This is a genomic window from Ruegeria sp. (assembly GCF_965243365.1).
Taxonomy (GTDB): domain Bacteria; phylum Pseudomonadota; class Alphaproteobacteria; order Rhodobacterales; family Rhodobacteraceae; genus Ruegeria.
The window spans coordinates 1,092,999-1,114,956 of record NZ_CBDEUW010000002.1; the positions used below are offsets into that span (position 1 = coordinate 1,092,999).

Here is a 21,958-nt window from a genome sequence, read left to right on the forward strand (position 1 = left end):
CGAACCCCCGGAGTATTTGGAAAAAGATGAAGCGTCAAATGCGTTCGATGGCGATGGCCGTGCCTTCGCCACCGCCGATGCAGATCGCAGCAACCCCCCGTTTGAGGTTTCGTTTTTCCAGCGCGTTCAACAAAGTGACCATGATCCGCGCGCCCGAAGCGCCGATGGGGTGGCCCAGCGCACAGGCCCCTCCGTTGACGTTTACGATATCACGGGGCAGTCCCATCTCATGCATGAAGGCCATGGGGACAACCGCAAAGGCTTCGTTAACCTCCCACAGGTCGACGTCGTCTTTGCTCCAGCCGATCTGCGACAGCAGCCTTTGTGCGGCTGGAACAGGGGCAGTGGTGAACAGGCCCGGCGCTTGTGCGTGGCTGGCATGCCCGACGATGCGCGCCCGGACGGCAAGACCTTGACTTTCGGCCGCTTCGGCAGAGGCCAGCACCAAAGCAGCAGCGCCGTCCGAAATGGAAGATGAGTTGGCCGCAGTGACCGTACCATCCTTACGAAAGGCCGGTTTCAGAGTCGGGATCTTCTCGGGACGGGCTGATTTTGGCTGTTCATCCGCGTCCTGTGTGATCTCACCTTTTCTGGTGGGAATAGTGACTGGCGTGATTTCCTGATCAAATGCGCCGCTTTCTTGCGCCGCCAAGGCGTTCGAGAGGGATTTCAGGGCATATTCATCCTGCGCCTCGCGGGTGAATTGAAAAGCTTCGGCGCAATCTTCGGCAAAGGTGCCCATCAGGCGGCCCTTGTCATAGGCGTCCTCAAGCCCGTCCAGGAACATGTGATCCACCACCTGGCCGTGGCCAATACGGGCGCCACCGCGCATCTTGGGCAGCAGGTAGGGGGCATTCGTCATGCTTTCCATCCCGCCTGCCACCATGGTCTGAGCGTGACCAAGCGCAATCTGATCGAAAGCCATCATCGCCGCCTTCATGCCCGAGCCGCACATCTTGTTGAGGGTCGTCGCAGGAACCTCTTCGCCCAGCCCAGCCGCAAACCCGGCCTGCCGCGCCGGGGCTTGTCCCTGCCCGGCTGGCAGAACACAGCCCATCAAAACCTCATCCACCGTCTGCGCGCCCGCGCCCAGTAAAGCAGCGCGGATAGCGGCCCCACCCAGATCAGCCGCCGAGACCCCGTCGAACATGCCCTGAAACCCGCCCATCGGCGTGCGCGCGGCCCCTGCGATCACAACTTCTTTCATCTGACGCCTCCCCTTGGAATTCCAGAACTTGGATACCGAATGGTAAGAATTGCCGTCTAGCGTATTTCTACGATCAATTTCCAAAACCGGAGGACGGTCAACCATGGCGCTCAGCAGCACCACGTCCGGCGACACACAGGTTATCACAGTCCATTGCGACCGCATCGATGCAGCCATGGCCATTCAGTTCAAGGAAGATATGCGCGCGCAAACCGATGATACTGCCCATCGGATCATTCTGGATTTATCGTCGGTTGAATTCATCGACTCCAGCGGGCTGGGCGCCATCGTTGCGTCGATGAAACAGTTGGAAGAAGGGTGCCGGCTGGATCTGGCGGGCTTGCATCCGGTGGTCAGAAAAGTCTTCCGGCTGACACGCATGGATACTGTGTTCGACCTTTTCCCGTCGCTGGACGACGCCTTGACCGCAGGTGCGGACCAATAACGGGCAGGAGTGGATCGGCGTGGCCCGAAACTGCGAACATGACTGTCTGGAACTGAACTTTCGGGCGATCGCTGCGCCGGCCAGCGCCGGGATCAAGTTACTTGGCGAAAGATTGTCGGATATGGGCCTTCCCGCCGAAAAGATCGGAGATATCAAAATAGCGCTGGCCGAAGCGATCAATAATGTTGTGGAACACGCTTATGCCGATATGGCACCAGCAGAGGTACACATTAAGTGCACGTTGTGCCCCAACAGGCTGGACGTTGAACTCTCGGACACGGGAAATCCGATGCCCGGGCTGCGGTTGCCTGGTGGTATTCCAGCCTCGGTCGAAACTCCGCGCCCGAATTTACCCGAGGGGGGGTTCGGCTGGTACTTGATTCGGCAACTCACCAGTGAAATCCAGTACGACCGCGTGGACGGCAGAAATCAGCTGTTTCTGCGGTTTGACCTCGCGGAAAAGTCATGACCTGCCGAAAATGGTCACAATAACGCCCAGATCGAACCATTGTAGCGCCGCAAACAAGGGCCAGAAACAAGGTGTAGCTCAGATAGCTTCCCTCGGCGCCTATCGTCACAGCCCCCACCCAGTGAACGGCGCCGAGGACTTCCTTCCCGAAATCATTGGACAATTCGCGCTGCGTTCTTAGTGTCTGCCCTGTTATTGGGGAGGATCCGTAAATGCGGGATTTACATGTGCCAGGCCGATCAGAGGTTTTTGGGACAACCGGGATGTGCGCCACGTCGCACCCGCTCGCCGCTAAAGTTGCGTTGGATATTATGGCACGCGGCGGCAATGCCATGGACGCGGCCATTGCCGGAGCGGTTCTGTTGGGGATTTGCGAACCACAAATGACCGGAATCGGCGGCGACTGCTTCGTCTTGTACAATCGACCGGGTGAAAACAAAGTCCGGGCGCTAAATGGCTCGGGGCGCGCACCGGCAAAGGCCGATGCTGAGACCCTGCGCGGCCAGGGCCTGACTGCCGTCCCCGTGAACAGTCCGGATGCGGTGACAATCCCGGGCGCGATTGACGCGTTTTGCCATTTGTCCGAAACGGAAGGGCGTCTGGGCTTGGACGCTATTTTGCAACCTTCGATCCACTATGCCGAAACCGGCGTACCCGTCGCCCCGCGCGTGGCTTTTGATTGGGGCCGAGACGAAGGCACCCTGCAAGGCGCGGCGCGTGATCACTACCTCATGGATGGGAAGGCCTTGCGCGCCGGAGAGATATTCCGTTCTCCGGGTCAGGCCGAGGTTCTGCGCCGCATCGCGCGGGACGGGCGCGATGCATTCTATTCCGGTGAGATCGCCGACGATATGCTGACTGCGCTGTCCAGCCGAGGCGGCGGTCATACAGCGCAGGATTTTGCCACCGCAAAATGCGACGCCACACAACCGATGAGCGGTGAGTACGGCGGAGTTGAATTGTTGGAACATCCCCCCAACGGCCAAGGTGCTACTGCGATCTTGTTGCTCAACATCTTGAAGCATTTCGATCTTTCTCAAATGGACCCGTGGGGTGCCGAACGCATTCATATCGAGGCTGAGGCGACAAAACTGGCCTATGACGCGCGCAATCGCTTTGTTGCTGATCCCGACTATTTCGCATGCGTCGAAAAATTCCAATCGCCCGAAATCGCCGCGCAGTTGGCCGCCCTGATCGACCCGCACCACTCAATGCCTGCTGCGGCCCCGCTGACCGAAGCAGTGCACAAGGATACGGTCTACATTACCGTTGTTGACGGTGATCACATGGCCGTTTCGCTGATCTATTCGATCTTCCACGGGTTCGGTTCGGGCATCGCGTCCGAGAAATTCGGCATTCTGCTGCAAAACCGCGGCGCCGGCTTCACGTTGCAAGAAGGGCACCCGAATGAGCTGGGTGGGGGCAAACGCCCCATGCATACGATCATTCCCGGTATGTTGCGTCAGGAGGGCCGCGTGACGATGCCTTTTGGCGTGATGGGTGGGGCGTACCAGCCCACTGGTCACGCGCGGTTCCTGTCAAATCTGGTGGATTTCGATATGGAGCTTCAAGAAAGCCTGAACGGTCCCCGCGCTTTCGCCGATGGCGGTGTGCTGAAAGTCGAGCGGGGGTATTCCGAAACGGTCCAGCAACAATTATCGGATTTAGGGCACACTATTGAAGTACCGGAAACGCCATTGGGCGGAGGTCAGGCCATTTGCATCTGTGACAACGGTGTTTTGATCGGCGCCAGCGATCCCAGAAAAGACGGATGCGCCCTTGGATATTGAAGAATGCGCCGGGCAGAAGGCCCGGTGTCAAAAATCAGTTCAACTGGAAATGCAGCGGATAAGATCCGTCCTCAAACGGACCGAACATATTCGGAATGTCCGGGTGATCCACAGGCTCACCAGACTGGTCCTCAACCAGGTTTTGTTCAGAAACATAAGCAACATAGAAGGATTGGTCGTTCTCCGCCAGCAGGTGGTAGAACGGCTGTTCCTTGACCGGTCGACTGTCTTCGGGAATGGCTTCGTACCATTCTTCCGAGTTCGAAAATTCCGGATCCACGTCAAAAATAACACCCCGAAATGGATGTCTTCGATGTCGAACTACCTGACCCAGGCAGTACTTAGCTTGTGTCTTCAACATAATTTCAGCCCCCAATGCTCTAACTACCTCTTTCCGATACGAAAAGCCAATCATTGATCTGAAAAACAGGGAAACAGTCTGTGAACTTACTCCTGACAGTGTTTGAAATTGTAGCGCCCGTATTTCTGTTGGCGGGGGTCGGCTTTACCTGGGTCAAACTTGGTTTTGAGTATCGGTTGCAGTTCGTAACGCGCCTTGCGGTCACGCTTGCCGTGCCCAGCCTCATTTTCGTGGCGTTGATGCAGACTGAGATTCCGGGAGGTGAACTGACCCGGTTTACATTGGCCGCCATTGCTGCCCACGCGGTACTGGGCGCGGTGTTCTGGATTTTCGTCAGGATAGTGGGGTTAGAGCAACGCACCTATCTTGCGCCGTTGATCTTTGGCAATACCGGCAATCTTGGCCTGCCCCTGAGCATCTTTGCTTTTGGTCAGGCGGGTCTTGGTTTTGCTGTTATCTTTTTAGCGGTCACAGCGTTGTTTTCCTTTACATTCGGCCTTTATCTGGTTGCCGGTCGTGGCAGCATGGGCAAGGTGCTGAAAGAACCCATCGTCTGGGCCACCCTGCTGGGTGCCTTGTTTCTGTGGCGGGGTTGGGAGACGCCGCTGTTTCTGACCAACACGCTCGACCTGCTGGGGCAGATGGCCGTTCCCATGATGCTGATCACGCTGGGCGTTGCGGTGGCGCGGCTGAGCACGGGCAAGCTTGGGCAGGCTATTTGGTTGTCTCTGGTCAAGCTGTTGGTCTGTTTTGCCCTGGGCTGGGCTCTTGGGGCGATACTGCAACTGGAGGCCATCGCTTTTGGCGTTTTGGTCCTGCAGATCTGCACACCCGTTGCCGTTACGTCTTACCTGTTGGCGGAACGCTTTGATGCGGATGCAGACGCAGTGGCGGGGATGGTCATGGTGTCAACCTTGCTGTCCGTGGCCGCATTGCCATTAATTCTAGCTATTGTTCTGTAGCGAATGTGATTTCCTAAACGCTCAATCTGCGCTAGAATGCCCGAAAAAAGGCACGAGGCACATGAGCAGATTTCTTTTCGTACTCTTAGGGGTGCTTGTTTTGGCATCCTGTGGGGGCGGGTCGAAACAACCGCCCAGCAGATTGAATGACGCGTGCAGCATTGCGCGCGAAAAGCCTGACTATATCAAGGCCTTCAAGAACACCGAACGCAAATGGGGCATCCCCGTACACGTTCAAATGGCCACGATCTATCAGGAAAGCCGATACCGCCACGATGCACGGACGCCGCATAAATATGTACTGGGCGTCATTCCAATGGGCCGCCAAAGCAGCGCCTACGGATACGGGCAGGCACTGGATGGCACATGGGAACAGTACCAGCGCGAAACCGGCAAACGCCGCGCCAAGCGGGACCGCATCCGCGATGCATCGGATTTCATCGGCTGGTATATGAACAAAAGTTACGAGCGTAACGGCATCCACCCCGGCGATACACGCAACCAGTATCTGGCCTATCACGAAGGCCATGCTGGCTATGCCCGTGGTAGCCACAACAACAAGTCATGGCTGCTAAACGTGGCCAGTGACGTGGACGCGCGGGCGCAGCTTTATCAGGCGCAACTGGCGACTTGTCGGCATTGAGCACAGGTGGATCAGCGGTTCGCTGATCCACTCCGTTTTCTGTTTGAAAACAAATCCTGATCCAGCGAGCCACCCTCGGTCAGCGGGCCGAGCAGGACCGTTGTCTGACTGCCCGCATTGTCATGAATGACCCATTTGCGCAGCTCAACCGGGTCGCCGGTGAACATCAGTTCTATCCTGCCACTTTCAGGGTTCTTTGGGTCTTGTGCGGTCACTACGGTCGCGGTCCCATCGAAATCGTGACCGACCACCATGTTGGCCTGTCCCAGATCAACGTTACGCGCTAGGACCAGCGACAGGGGTGTTCGCCTCAGAGGGTATTGCTCGGGCGGTTGGTTGGATTTCGGGTCAAAAATCTGCACTGTACCAGCCCGCGCCAGAACCACCGCGCTGTTGGGCGGATCATATTCGAACCGCATCTTGCCGGGCCGTTGCAGCCACAACTTTCCCGTGCTTAACGAGCCATCGTCGTTCACTTGGGTGAAACTGGTCTGAACCGTTTCCAGCTGGTTCAGGTAGTTTGAGATTTCCGACAACGGCAGCTTGTCAGCCGCCCAAGCCGCGGGCGCGGCGAGTGTCAAAGCAAGGGCAAAGGCAATCTGTTTCATGGCTCACAGATATGCGCTCTGCCCTTGTTATTAAATATCCTATTGCTCGGGGACGAGGATTTCCCGCTTACCAACATGATTTGCCGCTGAAACAACGCCTTCGTCTTCCATTTGCTCAACAAGCCGGGCGGCCTTGTTGTACCCAATGGCAAGTTTCCGCTGAATATACGAGGTCGAGCATTTGCGGTCTTTGATGACAATCGCCACGGCCTGATCGTACAGGGCATCTTCTCCGTTGGTGTTGCCACCGGTGTTCAGCCCCAGAACAGCGTCGATATTGTCGGCTTTTTCCTCTGCCGGTCCTTCAACCACCCCACCCACGTACTCGGGTGCGCCGAACTGTTTAAGGTGGTTTACGACCTCTTCGACCTCTTCATCCGAAACAAACGGACCATGGCAACGGGTGATCTTGGCGCCGCCCGCCATATAAAGCATATCGCCTTGCCCCAGCAGTTGCTCGGCCCCCATCTCGCCCAGAATGGTCCGGCTGTCGACTTTCGATGTTACTTGGAACGAAATCCGCGTCGGGAAGTTCGCCTTGATCGTACCGGTGATCACGTCGACCGAGGGGCGCTGGGTGGCCATGATCAGGTGAATGCCCGAGGCTCGCGCCATCTGCGCCAGACGCTGGATGCAGGCCTCGATCTCTTTGCCCGCAACCATCATCAGGTCGGCCATCTCGTCAACGATAACAACAATATAGGGCATCGCTTCGGGTGCGAATTCCTCGGTCTCAAACATCGGCTCGCCGGTTTCATCGTCGAACCCGGTCTGGACCGTGCGGCTGAACAGTTCGCCCTTGGCCAGCGCGTCCTTCACGCGACCGTTGTAACCCGCGATGTTACGGACGCCCATCTTGGACATCTTGCGATAGCGATCCTCCATCTCGCCCACGACCCATTTTAGGGCAACAACCGCCTTTTTCGGGTCGGTTACAACGGGCGACAGCAAGTGCGGAATGCCGTCATAGACGGACAGTTCCAGCATCTTGGGGTCGATCATGATCAGGCGGCACTCATCAGGCGTCAGCTTATACAGCAGCGACAGGATCATCGTATTGATCGCCACCGACTTACCCGAGCCGGTCGTACCCGCGATCAGTAAGTGGGGCATCTTCGCGAGGTTGGCCACAACGGACTCACCGCCGATATCCTTGCCCAGCGCCAGCGGAAGCGCGTGATTGCCATCGCCGAAATCGCGGCTGGCGAGGATTTCGCGCAGCACCACCATCTCGCGGTTTTCATTAGGCAGTTCGATCCCGATGACCGAGCGGCCCGGCAGGGTCGATACCCGTGCCGACAAAGCCGACATGGACCGCGCGATATCGTCCGCCAGACCGATCACCCGGCTGGCTTTCAAGCCCGGTGCGGGTTCCAGTTCGTACATGGTTACCACGGGGCCGGGGCGGACACTGACGATCTCACCCTTGACGCCATAGTCATCCAGCACGTTTTCCAGCATCCGGGCGTTTTCCTCCAGCGCCTCGTCGCTCAGGTGATGGCGCTGGATGCTGGCCGGGTTGGAGAGCAGCCCCAGCGGAGGCAGCTCGAAATCCGCATGTTTATCCTCGAAGGACAGTGTAGGCTGGGCCTCGGCCTGCGCACGCCGCGAAGGCGGGGGTGTCCGGCGTACGGGCTGTGCCACAACAGGTTTACGCGGTTCGGCGACCGGGATTTTCATGGCAGGTCGCGACTGCAAGGCAGGCTCGGCCGTGTCTTCGAAGACAATATCGTCATCCAGCTCGGGCTCGGCCGCATAGTCGTCCTGCATTAACTCGGGCGCGTGGCCTGTCGGCGCGGGCTCATGCCACTCTGGCATGGCACCAGCAGTTATCGGAGGTTCTGGCGGCAAGGCTGAAGCGGTCATCGGTGGCTCAGCCGGCAGCGCATCAGACTGGCCCGAGTTCAGGATCAGCGGATCCGGCCCACGACCCCGGCCTTTGGTCAAAGGCAGGCTTGGGTCGGGCTCGGGCGTCATTTCTCCGGTCGCCACTTTGCGATTACGGACCGCAGCCGAGATCTTTGTCCGAATACGGTCTTCACCCGGCATCTCTTCGAAACCGGCAACGGGTTCCGGATCAATCAATTCGGGTTTCGGCAGGGGTTCTGGGCGGCGGATCAGCGAAGGCATGCGTGCCAGCAGGCCGGTTTTGACGGGTTCCGGTTCTTCGACTTCAAAGTCTTCAAAAACCGGATCGGCATAGGTGACATCGTCTTCGAACACCGGTTCGACCCGCGCAGCACGGCGGTCTTCCCATTGCGAACGGCGATCGCGGGCGGCCTGCGCGGTTGCTGCCGCTCCGCGCCCCAGCAAGTTCATCAAAATGTCATATGACATGACCAGGCCCAACAGGAAGGCACGGAAGCCCTTACGCACATCGGCCTTGTTAAAGCCCAAAACAAACACGCCCAGCGCCAACATTCCGGCAGCCATGGCCAGCGACATCAACTTGACCAACAACTGAGACGAGATCGGCAGCAGAGTCAAAAGCGCACCCATCACTGTGTCACCAAACAACCCGCCCAAACCATAGCTATGCGTGGCACGCCACGCTTCGCCCGGTACCAGGGTTGCTGCGTAGACGGCGACAACGGCAATCCAGATCGGTGCAAAAATCAGCCGGGCAATTGCGCGATCCTCACCAAAGTGACCGGCAAATCGGATGCCCCAGCCGATCAGAACCAATGCAATGCTCCAACTGCCCCAGCCGACGATCATGAACAGTGGCGCCGCAAGCGATGCACCAACGCGGCCCATCCAGTTTTGCACCGGTGCATCCGTGGACACCATCCAGTTCGGATCATCCGGCGTGTAGGAGCAGATCATCGCGGCGGCAGCAAGGCCCAGCAGGATCAGGGCAATCCCGATCAGTTCCTTGCTGCGCCGTTCAATTGCGGCCTGCGTAGTGCTGTCCAATAGCGGATCGCGGTTGCGCGCGTTCAATGATGCCATTTTGCCCTCGTACCTCACGAATAGATGCAGTCGCGCAGCGTTTTCAGCCCGCGCTGCATCTCTGTTTTTGGGGCCACCATCGCGACCCGGATAAATTGCTCGCCCGGGTTTTGCCCCGGATCGCCTTGAGAAAGATATGCGCCCGGCAAGACCCGCACTCCAGTCTCTTGCCACAGCTTCAGCGCGGTTGCCTCGCCGTTTTCGACGGGCAGCCACAGGAAAAACCCGGCCTCGGGTGGCATGTAGCCTTGCAGTCCGGCAAAGACCTCATCCGCAATAGCGTATTTTTCCCGATAAAGTGCACGGTTCTCGGCGACATGCGTCTCATCTGCCCAAACCTTGGCGGCAGCGGCCTGCAAAGGGGCAGGCAATGGGGCTCCGGAATAGGCCCGCAACTGCTTGACCCGCTTGATCGTTTCTGGCCCACCTGCAATCAGACCCGAGCGTAATCCGGCCAGATTTGAACGTTTGGACAGGGAATTAAACAGGGTAATGCGCTCAGGATCAGCGCCCAGCTCCTGCGCGACGGTCAGAACGCCTGTAGGTGCTTCGTCGCGATAAATCTCGGAATAACATTCGTCTGCGAAGATGCGGAAATCGTATTTCTCGGCCAACTGGATCAGTTCCGCCCAGTAGTCCCGCGACGCGACCGCGCCCTGCGGATTGGCGGGTGAGCAGATATAGGCGATGGCGGTGCGGTTCAGCACGTCCTCGGGCAGGCTGGCATAGTCCGGCAGATGCCCGGTCGCATCCGTAGCCGACACGAAATAGGGCTGCGCTCCGACCGAAATCGAGGCGACCATGTAGACCTGATAAAACGGGTTCGGACACAAAACGATGGGCTGCTGACCACTCTTCTGCTCGGGGCACAGCGCCATCGCAGCGTTATACAAACCCTCGCGCGTGCCGTTCAGGGCCATCACGTTGGTCTCAGGGTCCAGCGTCACGCCATAACGACGGTCAATCCAATCCGTTATGGCCCCGCGCAGCGCCGGTGAGCCCTCATTTGGCGGATACCCCTGAAAATCAGCAGCATTTTCCGTGATTACGTCAGTAACCCAGCTCGGAAAATCGTGCATGGGTGTGCCGATTGTCATATGAACGACTTCGCCGCCAGGCTGGTGATGATCCAACAAGGCGCGCAGACGCGGGAATGCATATGCCGGTAGGTCCGAAAACCGCTCGGGAAAATTCATAACTACTGCCTCAATGCCGGGATCATTCGCGCCCCGGTTTTCTGGCAGATTACAACCCGCACCGACCCACGTCCAGACAAAGAGACGTCGAATCAGAGGATTGTGGCATTCAGGCCAATGCTGCTTCCACCGCAGAACCCAACCGCAAAAGCACTTCTTCCGAGCGGGGAAAGCCCAACATCATCAACCCGCAACTTGGGGTTCCTGTGGGCAATGTCAGCGCCGCCAACCCCAATAGATTGCCAATACGCGTGTTGCGCAGGGCCAGCAGGTTTTCGGTGACATAGTATTCGTGATCATTCATCAGGCGGTCCAGATTGGGCGGCAGTATCGGGGCGGTTGGCGCCAAAACCGCGTCAAATCCGTTCGTCGCTGCGTCCCAAGCATTTCGGCACGCTTTCAGCTTGGCCCAGGCCGCCACATAATCCGGCCCGGAAATATCCTTGCCAATCCGGAACCGTTCGAGGATTTCGGGATACATCGCCTCGGGGTTAGCCTCGATCACGTCGCGCCAAAGCCCATAGGCCTCGGTTGTGTAGACGGTGCCTGTCAGTGCCATCGCATCGGCCAGTTCGGGCACCTCAAGCGGAACGATCTCGGCACCGGCCTCTCGAATTTTTGCAACCGCCTCGTCATACGCTTTGCGCGGCGCATCGCGCACATCGTCCTGTGCAATTGTCTGAAGGTCCGCAAACCGGCGACCCTTTAGCGATGCGCCCCTTAGATCAGCGGGCGAACCACCCTCCAACAAGGCCAGCATATGCGCCGCATCTTCTACCGATCGCGTCAAAGGGCCAACTGTGTCAAACCGCAGGCACAGGGGCACGACCCCTTCAAGGCTCAGACGGCCCGCGGTGGTTTTCAAACCGACCAGATCGTTCCATGCCGCCGGAATACGCACCGAACCACCAGTGTCCGAGCCGATCCCACCCGCGGCCAATCCCCATGCTACCGAAGCGCCAGCGCCCGAGGATGAACCACCCGGAACAGCTTCTTCATCATGGATGCAAGGCGGCGTTTCGGTAATCGGGTTCAGACCAAGCCCGGAAAAGGCCAGCTCGCTCATATGGGTTTTACCCAGACAGACCGTACCCAAGGCCGTTGCATTGCGCAGGACCAGCGCATCCGCATCCGGGACACGGTCCTTCAGCAAAGCCGAGCCAGCCTCGGTACCGATTCCGGCAGTATCGAACAGATCTTTCCAACTGATCGGCACCCCATCCAACAGGGACCGGCGCAGACCCAGACCGGCTCGCTCCTGCGCGGCCTTTGCCTCGGCCCGGGCGCGGTCATGGGTTACGCGGGCATAGATGCGGTCGCGATGCGGATGATCATCTATCGCCGACAGGTAAGTTTCGGTCAGGTCCACCGGATCAATCTGCCCCATGCCGATGCCCCGGCCCAGATCACATGCGGTCATTGTCAGCCAGTCTTTCATCCTGCCTCCCCCTGCGGAAAATCTGCCCAGAGCGACGGTAGCGACAGGACCGCACATGGACAATCCCGAAAGGGCGCGCATAGTGCAGGCCATGACTCGAGGTTCCGAAATACTGATCGTAGGCGGCGGGCTGAACGGCCCCGCTTTGGCGCTGGCGCTGGCACAAACGGGCCATTCGGTCACTGTGATCGACGGTTTAGCCGAAAAGGTACGCAAGAACGCGGCCTTTGACGGCAGGGCCTATGCACTGGCGCTGGCCTCGCAGCGGTTATTGGCGGCAATCGGCATCTGGGATCGCGTGAAAGATCACGCCCAGCCGATGCTGGAGATCAAGGTCACCGATGGCCATGCCGGCGCTGGCCCGTCACCATTTTTCATGCATTTCGACCATGCCGAGATCGAAGAAGGCCCAATGGGCTATATGGTCGAAGACCGGCACCTGCGCCGCGCGTTTATGGAAGCAATGGCTGACGAGCCGCGGATCACAGAAATCAGCGGCAAGACGGTGATCGGGCAGGTGTCGGATATGTCTGGTGTGACCCTGACATTGGACGATGGCACAGAACTGACAGGTGCCCTGCTGGTCGGCTGCGACGGTCGACGCAGCGGTACCGCAGCACGCGCGGGGATCAAACGTACCGGCTGGGACTACGGCCAGACCGCGCTTGTCTGTGCCATCGAACATGAATTGCCCCACCACGGCATCGCACATCAGTTCTTCATGCCACCGGGCCCCCTGGCGATCCTACCGCTGACCGGAAATCGTAGCTCGATTGTCTGGAGCGAACGGACCGAAGCGGCCAAACGCATCAACGCCCTTTCCGAGGCCCAATACCTGCAGGTCCTGCGCCCTCGGTTCGGAGATTTTCTGGGTGATATCAAGCTGCAAGGCGACCGGTTCACCTACCCGCTGAACCTGACCATCGCCAATTCCTTTATCAGCGACCGTCTGGCTTTGGTCGGAGACGCCGCGCACGGCATGCATCCGATTGCGGGGCAAGGCCTGAATGCAGGTCTACGTGATGTTGGTGCGCTTGCCGAAGTTCTGACACTGGCCGGTCGGCGGGGTGAGGACATCTGCTCGCCGCTGGTGCTGGAGCGCTACCAGGAGTGGCGCCGGTTTGACACGGCCTCTCTGGCCATGGCGACGGACGTGTTCAACAAGCTGTTTTCCAACGACAACCCGCTACTGCGGATGGGCCGAGACATCGGAATGGGGATTGTCGGATCACTTCCGGGCCTGCGCCGCGGCTTCGTGCGCGAGGCCGCAGGTTTGACCGGAGACCTTCCCAAATTGCTGCAGGGACGCGCGATTTAGTCCAGTTCGCGCGCCTCATCGACCAGCATCACCGGGATGCCATTGCGGATCGGAAAAGCCAGCCCGGCTGCCTTGGACACCAGTTCCTGTTTCTCGGCATCGTAATGCAGGGTCGTGTGGGTCTGCGGGCAGATCAGCGCCTCTAACATGTGGCGTTCAAAGGCGTGCTCGACATCGCTCATTGCAGTTTTTCCTCGTTTGAGCCGCCACGCATGGCGAACTCGATCAACGTCACCAGAGTTTCCCGTCGCGTGCGCAGGCACGGGGCTTCCAGCAGAGCCTGTTTTTCTTCCGGATCAAAGTCCAGAAGCATGGACAAGGAATTGACCAACAATTCGTCATCCGCATCTTTCATGGTCTCCCAATCGGTCGACAACTGGCGGGAAGAAAAGAACCTTTCCAGCAAAGTCAGGAACCCATCGCGGTTAAAGCCTGCGTCCAGCTCCGCCTTGCCAAGATCACGATCAAACCCGTCCCAAGACACGGAACAGCGGCGATAAGGCGTGAAACCGTCCAATTCAGACTTCACCCGAAAGCGTGAAATCCCGGTCAGGGTGACCAGATACCGGCCATCCTCGGTCTCCGAGAACTGCGTGACGCGACCGGCGCATCCGATCTGATGCAGCTTGTTTTCATTGCTCTGACAGGGGTTAGGCTGAACCATTCCGATCAGGCGTTCCTGTGTTTTCAGCGCGTCGTCCAACATTTGCAGATACCGCGGTTCGAAAATATGCAGTGGCAGACGCGCGCGGGGCAAAAGCAGCGCCCCGGGCAATGGGAAAACAGCAATCGTTTCCGGCAGATCAGCTGGATGCATCATGTACCCGAGTGTAGCCCTGATCGGAATTTAGGCAAATATCATCGAGCTGAGCTTGCGCCGACCATTCAGCACAATCGGGTCGTTGGGCTTGAGCGCATCGAAGATCGTAAACAGCTGCGCCTTGGCCGCGCCTTCATTCCATTCACGGTCGCGGCGGAACAGTTCCAGAAGCTGGATGACAGCCTCTTCGACATCGCCATTGGCATGCAGCGCCTGCGCCAGATCGAACCGGGCCTGATGGTTGTCAGGGTCCGCCTCGACTGCGGCGGTCAACTCACCCACAGGACCGGCATCAGCGGCTTGTTTGGCCAATTCCAACTGAGCATGAGCCGCCTCCAGCTCGGGCGAAGTCGAGATTTCGGCCGGCGCGCCATTCAGGATCGCCTCAGCCTGCTCCAAATCACCCGACGCGATATGCGCACGCACGAGCCCGCCATAGGCTGCGGCGTGGTTTGGATCTTCCCCCAGAATGGCGGCAAAAGTTTGCGCGGCATCTACGGCTGCACCTTCGGCCAGCATCTCTTCGGCTGCCTGCACGGCATCATCCAGTTGACCACTGGGGCTTTCGCCGCCTGCCGCTTCGATCACGCGATCCACGAAAGCCTTGATCTCCGATCCCGGCACGGCGCCCTGAAAGCCGTCTACGGGCTGACCTTTATGGAACGCATAAACTGTTGGAATCGACTGAATACGCATTTGCGAGGCGATCATCTGTGCCTCATCCACATTGATCTTGACCATCTTCACCGCGCCTTTGGCGGCAGTAACGGCCTCTTCCAACTGCGGACCCAGCGTTTTGCACGGACCACACCAAGGTGCCCAGAAATCCACGATGACCGGAGTTTCCTGCGACGCCTCAACGACATCGGCCATGAATGTGGCCTCGGTTCCGTCCTTGATCAGATCGGTGGCTGCGCTGCTGTCTGCTGCGTTCAGAAGGTCCATGACTATCACTCTCTGGTTCGAACTTGCGCCCTATATGCAGTCACCTGCGGCAGAAACCAAGGGGTGAGTTGCGCGGTTACAGATCAAAACTCGCAAAGACGGGGGCGTGGTCACTTGGTTTCTCCCACCCGCGCGCGTCGCGCAGGATACGGCTGGAGTGCCCGGCATTCGAGATATCGGGCGTGGCCCAGACATGATCCAGCCGCCGCCCCTTGTCCGCCGCGTCCCAATCGCGGGCGCGATAGGACCACCAGCTGTAAAGCTGCCCTTCAGGGATGTCTTTGCGGGTGATATCAACCCATCCGCCCGCATCCTGAGTTTCGGCAAGCGTCTCAACCTCAATCGGCGTGTGAGAGACAACCTTGAGCAACTGCTTGTGCGACCACACATCATCCTCACGCGGGGCGATGTTCAGATCGCCGACCAGAATGGACTTTTCAGGCTTTTCCGCATGAAACCAGTCGCGCATATCGGTGAGGTAGTCGAGCTTCTGACCGAATTTCTCATTCACCTCCCGATCCGGCACATCACCACCCGCCGGAACATAGAAATTGTGGATGGTAACGCCATTCTCCAACCGACCCGCAATGTGACGGGCATGGCCGAGCCCCGCGAAATCCTTGTCGCCCACTTCTTCCATCGGCAGGCGCGACAGGATGGCGACGCCGTTATAGCCCTTTTGCCCACGGGCGATCATATGGGTGTACCCGAGTTCGGCGAACCCTTCGGTCGGGATTTTTTCAACCGGGGACTTGCACTCCTGCAGACATAAAACATCCGGTGCTTCTTCTTGCAGCAGTTTTAACACGATGGGCTCGCGCAGGCGGACCGAGTTGATGTTCCAGGTGGCAAGGGTGAAGGGCATGATGGGGATTCCTCTGTCGCGATTGGCGGGAGGTTAGCGTGGTGAGGGACGGGGTGCCACGAGAAAAGAGGCCCGAGCATATGATGGACAGTTGACTGCTATGCGGACGGAGCCGACCTTTAACCGTTTCGACTAGAATACTTTAGGTACTTCGCAATATGTAGACTAAAATTCTTGAATCGTGTCATTGTCCAAGTAAGTCCGTTCTGCACGATCAACCGCGTCACCTGGTACAACCGAACGCATCCATTTTTCGAGGCTTTTTTGTTGTGCTCCAACATATTTCCCGGACGTTATTTTCCGTTCACTTTGTGGCAACCAGTGGACGTAAGTAGATTTGACGGAAATTCGATATTCGCCCCCCGGATTGTACCCAACGGTCAACTCTAAGCTAGGGTTTCCCGGCGCAAGTTGACAGGTGTGGTAATGACGTTCAGCATTAATCAGCTTACATTTTCCACCTAATAGAATGGCCTTTTCATAGACTTTCGTCACGAGTTCTTCCCGTAGTTCCAAGGTAACGTATGAGCTTTTGATGTAGACCGAAGATGTCGCAAACGACTGTGCGCATGCGCCAAGGAATACTGCAACGCTCAAAGACAAAGGTATTTTCGTTCCTGAAATTGCTATCATCGTGCCTTCTACGAGCCGCAGCTATTCAACAATTTGTTAAAGGATCACTGTTCGGGTTCCTAACATCGTCAAATCTCACGATGACGTAAATCAAAATTTGGGCTCAAAACCAACCTCAACCCCACCCTCCCCACAAAAAAAGCCGGGCCATCAGGCCCGGCAGTCCAACAGGGAGGTGCATGTCATAACCCGGACATGCGCGGGTTGGGAGTAACCTAATTCTACCTACAGAGTATCACTTTGATCCAAGTCAATCCACCACTCGTCAAGAGACCAACCGATATCCGCCAGATTCTGTGACCAAAAGGCGCGCATTCGATGGATCGGGCTCGATCTTCTGACGCAACCGGTAGATGTGCGTCTCCAGAGTGTGTGTCGTGACACCAGCGTTGTAACCCCAGACCTCGTGCAGCAATACGTCCCGTGCCACCACGCCATCGGTCGAGCGATAGAGGAACTTCAGGATGTTCGTCTCTTTCTCGGTCAGGCGGATTTTGCGGTCATCCTCGGTCATCAGCATCTTCATGGCAGGCTTGAACGTGTAGGGGCCCAGAACGAATACAGCGTCTTCGGACTGTTCATGCTGGCGCAGCTGGGCGCGGATACGGGCCAGCAGAACCGGGAACTTGAACGGTTTGCTCACATAGTCGTTAGCACCGGCGTCCAGACCCAGAATTGTATCTGCATCGCTATCATGGCCGGTCAGCATCAGGATCGGACTTTTGACGCCCTGTTTGCGCATCAGGCGGCACAGCTCTCGCCCGTCCGTATCCGGAAGGCCCACGTCCAGAATGACCAAATCGTAAATCGCTTCACGTGCCCGCTCCATGGCGGATGCCCCGTCTGATGCCTCGAACACGTCGAAGTCTTCGGTCATCACCAGTTGTTCACTCAGCGCTTCGCGCAGGTCTTCGTCGTCATCCACCAACAGGATCTTTTTGAGCTGAGCCATATGCGGTCCTCCTAACGCTTTTCCATCACTTGCGCGCGGAAGATGCAATCAGCAAGATTTGCTGCAACGGTCTCACGCCCTCGTGTCTGATGCGGAGGAAATGTTTCACATTTCCATTCGTTCAGGGTAGGAGAAGTGCCGGACGTTATAGGGTAACATACATGAGTCTCATCCCAGACATCACCGAACTTCTGGCACGTGCGCGCGCAGATCTGCGCATGGGGCTTCCTGTTGTTCTGACGGATGACAGCGGCACAAGTGTTCTGGCCATCGCGTCCGAAACGCTCAATCCGCAGCGCCTGGCTGACCTGCGCGGATTGGACGGTGACCCGGTCGTTGCAATCACCAACCGGCGGGCGGAAACGTTGAAGGCCAGAGCCTATGACGGTGATTTGGCGCGGGTCCTGATTCCGGCGGATGCCGATCACAGCTGGGTACAGGCTGTTGCAGACCCTTCCGACGACCTCAGCACGCCGATGAAAGGCCCGTTGATGAGCGAGCGGAAGGGCAATGCCAATCTCCATCGAATCGCCATCGCACTGGCCAAGTCCGCCCGTCTGCTGCCCGCAGCCGTCGTTGTTCCCGTCGAAGACGGTCGCGGGTTTGCAGCAGCGCACGGGCTGACTTGCGTTGATCACACGCGTGCCGCCCCTCATCTGGCTGACCGCAGCACCCTGCGCGAAGTCGTGGCCGCTCGCCTGCCGATGGAAGTGTCTGAGGCCGGCCGCTTGCATGTTTTCCGCCCCGAAGACGGCGGCGAAGAACACTATGCCATCGAGATAGGGCGGCCAGACCGGGACAAACCGGTATTGGCCCGACTCCATTCGGCCTGTTTTACAGGCGACCTGATGGGCAGCCTGAAATGCGATTGCGGGCCGCAGCTGCGCGGCGCGCTGGCTCAGATGGGCGCAGAAGGGGCTGGCGTTCTTTTGTACCTTAACCAAGAGGGGCGCGGGATTGGTCTGGCGAACAAGATGCGCGCTTATTTCCTGCAAGATCAAGGATTTGATACCGTCGAGGCCAACCATCGACTGGGTTTCGAAGATGACGAGCGCGACTTCCGTCTCGGCTCGGACATTCTGAAATCGCTGGGATTTGGCGCAGTGCGCTTGCTGACCAACAACCCCGCCAAAATCGCAATGATGGAACGCACCGGAATCGCCGTTACTGAACGCGTTCCGCTCAAGGTCGGAGAGACGGCCCATAATCGCGGGTACCTAGCGACCAAGGCTGCGAAATCAGGTCATTTGTTGTGACACCAGGTGATCTGGTTCTGACACCGAGAGGTGTGCGCTTTCTTGGGCGCGTGTTTCCGTGTGCGATCGGCAAGGGCGGGCTGAGCAACTCCAAACGCGAAGGCGACGGTGCCACACCCACCGGAACACATCGGATCGTTGGGATGCTGTACCGGCCGGATCGATTGGTCGCGCCTACGCCGTGGGCACGTCCGATCGGGCCACAAGATCTGTGGTCGGATGATCAATCACAATCTGACTACAATCAACTGGTCCAGACGCCCTATGCGGGGTCCCATGAATACCTACGACGCTCAGACCCTTTGTATGATCTGGTTCTTTTGACGGATTGGAACTGGCCAAATGCCATCCCGGGCTGCGGATCGGCGATTTTCCTGCATCAATGGCGACGCCCCGGTTTTCCAACCGAAGGGTGCGTCGCCTTTCGCCGCGACCATTTACTCTGGATCGCCCGGCAAATCTTGCCGGGAACCCGGTTGATTATCCCTGCAGTTTGACCCGTTCGCCAAAGATGGCCGACCCAACACGTACATGGGTTGCCCCAAGTGCAATGGCGGATTCGAAATCACTGCTCATCCCCATCGACAAGCCTTCCAGACCGTTTCGGCTGGCAATTTTTGCCAATAGCGCGAAGTGAAGGGACGGTTCTTCTACGACAGGCGGGATGCACATGAGGCCCTGAATCGGCAAGTCCAGAGTCCTGCACTCAGCGATGAACGCATCTGCATCTGCGGGCAATACACCCGCCTTTTGATCTTCCTCGCCGGTATTGACCTGAATGAACAGATCCGGGCAGGCACCAATCTCTTGCGCAATGCGGGCAATGGTTTTGGCGAGCTTCGGACGATCCACTGAGTGAATTGCGTTGCATAGCTCCATCGCCTGACGCGCCTTGTTGGTCTGGAGCGGACCGATCAAGTGCAAGTCTATATCAGAGTATTTTTCCTTGAACCCAGGCCACTTACCTGCTGCCTCTTGCACGCGGTTCTCACCAAAACAACGGTGCCCCTGCTGCAACACGGCTTCAACCCGCTCGTTTGGCTGCACTTTGGATACGGCAATCAACTTGACTGACCCAGCGGATCGTTCGGCCTTGGCTTCAGCTTTGACAATGCGGTCAGAGATTTCTTGTAGCGACATAGGGCCTCTCACTTTGCGGTTGCCGCAGAAAAACACCATGTCGGCGCAAAAGGAAAGGGCAGGCCCGAAGACCTGCCCTTAAACCTTGCGGTTCACATCAACTTAGAAGTTGAAGTTTACACCAAAGTCTGCGCGCAGACGGCTGTCAGCATTATCGCCGGCTTTGATGTTGCCAAGGCCACCTTTCAGTGACACACCACCACCCAGGTCATGGATGAAGCCAACACCGTAGTTCTGTGTATCGCCGTCACCGCTACCGTCACCGTAAGCTGCGGTAATGGTGGTTGCTGCGCCAACGTTATAAGCCAGCGACAAACCATATGCAGTGCCGTTCTGGGCTGAGTTGTTCACGTCATCGTCCGCAACGAACAGAGTTGCGTTCAGATCACCGAAGTCACCACCCAGCGTCAGAACAGTCAGGCTTTCTGTGTCGCCACCACCAGCAACGTCAGACTGACCATAGGCCAGAGCAGCAGTAATGTTGCCAAAGGTGTAAGTTGCACTGATATCCCAACGGTCGGTGCTTTCTACGGATCCAGTTGCAACCGGAGTACCACCAGTCGAAAGGGTTACCGATACCGCATCGCGCTGGTCATAGGACGCACCAAATGCGAAGTCACCAACTGCGTACTGGAAGAACACAGCGTTCGAACCCGAACCGGTCGACGAGTAAGCCAGGAAGTCATAGTCAACAGCCGCGTACTGGCCGATGAAGAATTCCAAACCAGGCTCGTTACCGTAGTAGTTCGCCAAGTTGTCAAACGAACCTGCAACGTTGCCCACGTCAACACGCAAACCACCGTAGATGGCCGAGAAGCGAGCGCCGTTCAGACCTGCGCTGTTTGCTTCGCCAGTTGCGGCGTTTTCGTCCGCCTGCAGACGAACACGAGCCGAGAACTCAACACCACCGTCGGTTTCTGCGGTGCCGTCGATGTTCAGACGGAAACGCGAAATCAGGATAGTGTCGGGGCTGTCGACGGTCGCGGTAATGGTAGTGGTTGCGCCGCTTACTGTCGTAGTGACCGCAGTAGCGGAGTAGCTACGATCTTCAACGTAGCCAATACCAAAACGGCCGTAGCCGCTGAACTTAACGTCGGCCGCTGCAACGCTCGCTGTTGCGATCAGAGCGGTCGATGCGAAGAGAACTTTTTTCATCTTGTTTCCCTCGGTTTCAAAGATTTCTTACTCGACACATGCCGGGCACATGTCTCAGCACGGTCACCGTGTCGCTCTTTTTGCCCCCTTTGCGCAAGCTTGGCATAAACCCCGCCCCGTCATTCAGGTTGGATTGGTGCAAGGATGCCACAGTCGATTTTGGTCCAATTCCTGCCGCCCGCTCACGCCCTTATGTAAAGAATAGGCTTGTTGCAGCACCGCTCCTTGTCTAGGAGTATCACCCGAACAACACACAACAAGTGATACAGGACCTGCCAAAGATGCGCCTGCTGACGATTCTGGGTTTTACGATTGTGACGGTCACCGTCTCGGCCTGCGGACAGAATCGGCCACCTCCGGGCGATGCCAGATCCCTGACCGTCGACGGCAGCTCCAGCGAGGAACGGGAGCTGAACGATCCGAATCGCAGTACGATTTGGGATGTATTTGGGCCAGACAATTCCGAGCAGGTTACTCAGGTAAATCGCTATTTGTGGCGCGCGTCTCTGGACGTGCTGAATTTCCTGCCAGTGCAGGAAGTTGATCCATTTACCGGTGTAATCGTAACAGGTTACGGTCGACCACCGGGCGGAGGCCGCCAATACCGTGCAACTGTGCATATCAGTGATCCAGCCCTTGCAGCGCGTTCGCTGTCGGTCTCTTTGCAAACCAGTGGGGGCGCTCCGGTCAGTGCTGCAACCACGCGCGCGGTTGAAGATGCGATTCTCTCGCGGGCGCGGCAGCTACGTATTGCGGACAACAAGCTCTAGCCACCCGCAGAAATTCACAATATTACCACGCCG

The 21,958-nt window shown here is 57.8% G+C and carries 23 protein-coding genes; 9 read left to right on the forward strand and 14 right to left on the reverse strand.

The genetic code is table 11. The annotated features are described in order from the left end of the window. Nucleotides 1–34: 34 nt before the first annotated feature. Nucleotides 35–1,207: a thiolase family protein gene (locus ACP0GE_RS09125; RefSeq protein ID WP_424831638.1), complete on the reverse strand. Its 1,173-nt coding sequence runs from the start codon at nt 1,205–1,207 to the stop codon at nt 35–37. A gap of 103 nt (nt 1,208–1,310) precedes the next feature. Here ACP0GE_RS09125 and ACP0GE_RS09130 point away from each other — a divergent pair, with 103 nt between their 5' ends. From ACP0GE_RS09130 to ACP0GE_RS09140, 3 genes are all read left to right on the forward strand, one after another. Further along, nucleotides 1,311–1,652 (forward strand): STAS domain-containing protein, encoded by a 342-nt coding sequence (locus ACP0GE_RS09130; RefSeq protein ID WP_424831639.1) that lies wholly within the window; start codon nt 1,311–1,313, stop codon nt 1,650–1,652. 19 nt (nt 1,653–1,671) lie between these two features. Then, entirely contained in the window at nt 1,672–2,121 is a 450-nt protein-coding gene (locus tag ACP0GE_RS09135) for an ATP-binding protein (RefSeq protein ID WP_424831640.1), read from the forward strand. Nucleotides 2,122–2,333: 212 nt separating this feature from the next. Next, a complete protein-coding gene (locus ACP0GE_RS09140; RefSeq protein ID WP_424831641.1) occupies nt 2,334–3,911 on the forward strand; it encodes a gamma-glutamyltransferase family protein in 1,578 nt (525 codons plus the stop codon). A gap of 34 nt (nt 3,912–3,945) precedes the next feature. Here the strand turns inward: ACP0GE_RS09140 and hspQ are convergent, their stop codons facing one another. Beyond that, a complete protein-coding gene (gene hspQ / locus ACP0GE_RS09145; RefSeq protein WP_424831642.1) occupies nt 3,946–4,272 on the reverse strand; it encodes a heat shock protein HspQ in 327 nt (108 codons plus the stop codon). Between the two features lie 80 nt (nt 4,273–4,352). Between hspQ and ACP0GE_RS09150 the strand changes: the two genes are divergently transcribed. Both ACP0GE_RS09150 and ACP0GE_RS09155 read left to right on the forward strand, forming a co-directional pair. Next, a complete protein-coding gene (locus ACP0GE_RS09150) occupies nt 4,353–5,234 on the forward strand; it encodes an AEC family transporter (RefSeq protein WP_424831643.1) in 882 nt (293 codons plus the stop codon). A 61-nt stretch (nt 5,235–5,295) separates the two neighbouring features. Continuing rightward, the gene (locus ACP0GE_RS09155; RefSeq protein WP_424831644.1) at nt 5,296–5,877 is read left to right on the forward strand and encodes a lytic transglycosylase; all 582 of its coding nucleotides are present in this window, start codon (nt 5,296–5,298) and stop codon (nt 5,875–5,877) included. 11 nt (nt 5,878–5,888) lie between these two features. On the opposite strand, the gene ACP0GE_RS09160 is transcribed toward ACP0GE_RS09155, so the two are convergent. The 4 genes from ACP0GE_RS09160 to ACP0GE_RS09175 all read right to left on the reverse strand — a co-directional run bounded on the left by ACP0GE_RS09160 (nt 5,889) and on the right by ACP0GE_RS09175 (nt 12,071). Continuing rightward, on the reverse strand, nt 5,889–6,485 hold the full coding sequence (locus ACP0GE_RS09160) for a LolA family protein (RefSeq protein ID WP_424831645.1): 597 nt from the start codon (nt 6,483–6,485) through the stop codon (nt 5,889–5,891). Nucleotides 6,486–6,524: 39 nt separating this feature from the next. Next, nucleotides 6,525–9,437, reverse strand: coding sequence for a DNA translocase FtsK 4TM domain-containing protein (locus ACP0GE_RS09165; RefSeq protein ID WP_424831646.1), 2,913 nt, complete (start codon nt 9,435–9,437; stop codon nt 6,525–6,527). Nucleotides 9,438–9,451: 14 nt separating this feature from the next. Beyond that, nucleotides 9,452–10,633, reverse strand: a complete 1,182-nt coding sequence (locus tag ACP0GE_RS09170) for an aminotransferase class I/II-fold pyridoxal phosphate-dependent enzyme (protein ID WP_424831647.1) — start codon at nt 10,631–10,633, stop codon at nt 9,452–9,454. Between the two features lie 109 nt (nt 10,634–10,742). Further along, nucleotides 10,743–12,071 carry an amidase gene (locus ACP0GE_RS09175; protein ID WP_424831648.1) on the reverse strand — a complete coding sequence of 443 codons (1,329 nt, stop codon included), beginning with the start codon at nt 12,069–12,071 and terminating at the stop codon, nt 10,743–10,745. 91 nt (nt 12,072–12,162) lie between these two features. Between ACP0GE_RS09175 and ACP0GE_RS09180 the strand changes: the two genes are divergently transcribed. After that, nucleotides 12,163–13,389 carry an FAD-dependent monooxygenase gene (locus ACP0GE_RS09180; RefSeq protein WP_424831649.1) on the forward strand — a complete coding sequence of 409 codons (1,227 nt, stop codon included), beginning with the start codon at nt 12,163–12,165 and terminating at the stop codon, nt 13,387–13,389. On the opposite strand, the gene ACP0GE_RS09185 is transcribed toward ACP0GE_RS09180, so the two are convergent. From ACP0GE_RS09185 to ACP0GE_RS09210, 6 genes are all read right to left on the reverse strand, one after another. Further along, nucleotides 13,386–13,571, reverse strand: a complete 186-nt coding sequence (locus ACP0GE_RS09185) for a Trm112 family protein (protein WP_424831650.1) — start codon at nt 13,569–13,571, stop codon at nt 13,386–13,388. The two genes, ACP0GE_RS09180 and ACP0GE_RS09185, sit on opposite strands and share 4 nt — an antisense overlap. Beyond that, a complete protein-coding gene (locus ACP0GE_RS09190) occupies nt 13,568–14,209 on the reverse strand; it encodes an LON peptidase substrate-binding domain-containing protein (protein ID WP_424831651.1) in 642 nt (213 codons plus the stop codon). Before ACP0GE_RS09190 ends, ACP0GE_RS09185 begins: the two co-directional genes overlap by 4 nt. Nucleotides 14,210–14,236: 27 nt before the next feature. Beyond that, nucleotides 14,237–15,154, reverse strand: a complete 918-nt coding sequence (gene trxA, locus ACP0GE_RS09195; protein WP_424831652.1) for a thioredoxin — start codon at nt 15,152–15,154, stop codon at nt 14,237–14,239. A gap of 76 nt (nt 15,155–15,230) precedes the next feature. Further along, entirely contained in the window at nt 15,231–16,019 is a 789-nt protein-coding gene (locus ACP0GE_RS09200; protein ID WP_424831653.1) for an exodeoxyribonuclease III, read from the reverse strand. Nucleotides 16,020–16,184: 165 nt separating this feature from the next. Further along, on the reverse strand, nt 16,185–16,652 hold the full coding sequence (locus ACP0GE_RS09205) for a hypothetical protein (RefSeq protein WP_424831654.1): 468 nt from the start codon (nt 16,650–16,652) through the stop codon (nt 16,185–16,187). A gap of 265 nt (nt 16,653–16,917) precedes the next feature. Continuing rightward, nucleotides 16,918–17,604, reverse strand: a complete 687-nt coding sequence (locus tag ACP0GE_RS09210) for a response regulator transcription factor (RefSeq protein WP_424831655.1) — start codon at nt 17,602–17,604, stop codon at nt 16,918–16,920. Between the two features lie 161 nt (nt 17,605–17,765). Here ACP0GE_RS09210 and ribA point away from each other — a divergent pair, with 161 nt between their 5' ends. Together ribA and ACP0GE_RS09220 are read left to right on the forward strand one after the other, a co-directional pair. Beyond that, on the forward strand, nt 17,766–18,860 hold the full coding sequence (gene ribA / locus ACP0GE_RS09215) for a GTP cyclohydrolase II (protein WP_424831656.1): 1,095 nt from the start codon (nt 17,766–17,768) through the stop codon (nt 18,858–18,860). Continuing rightward, a complete protein-coding gene (locus ACP0GE_RS09220) occupies nt 18,857–19,357 on the forward strand; it encodes a L,D-transpeptidase family protein (RefSeq protein ID WP_424831657.1) in 501 nt (166 codons plus the stop codon). The genes ribA and ACP0GE_RS09220 overlap by 4 nt, the downstream gene beginning before the upstream one ends. On the opposite strand, the gene ACP0GE_RS09225 is transcribed toward ACP0GE_RS09220, so the two are convergent. Together ACP0GE_RS09225 and ACP0GE_RS09230 are read right to left on the reverse strand one after the other, a co-directional pair. Beyond that, nucleotides 19,341–20,000: a YggS family pyridoxal phosphate-dependent enzyme gene (locus ACP0GE_RS09225; RefSeq protein ID WP_424831658.1), complete on the reverse strand. Its 660-nt coding sequence runs from the start codon at nt 19,998–20,000 to the stop codon at nt 19,341–19,343. The genes ACP0GE_RS09220 and ACP0GE_RS09225 overlap by 17 nt on opposite strands. 102 nt (nt 20,001–20,102) lie before the next feature. Then, entirely contained in the window at nt 20,103–21,155 is a 1,053-nt protein-coding gene (locus ACP0GE_RS09230; RefSeq protein WP_424831659.1) for a porin, read from the reverse strand. Nucleotides 21,156–21,436: 281 nt separating this feature from the next. Between ACP0GE_RS09230 and ACP0GE_RS09235 the strand changes: the two genes are divergently transcribed. Next, the gene (locus ACP0GE_RS09235) at nt 21,437–21,925 is read left to right on the forward strand and encodes a DUF3576 domain-containing protein (RefSeq protein ID WP_424831660.1); all 489 of its coding nucleotides are present in this window, start codon (nt 21,437–21,439) and stop codon (nt 21,923–21,925) included. The last annotated feature ends 33 nt before the right edge of the window (nt 21,926–21,958 follow it).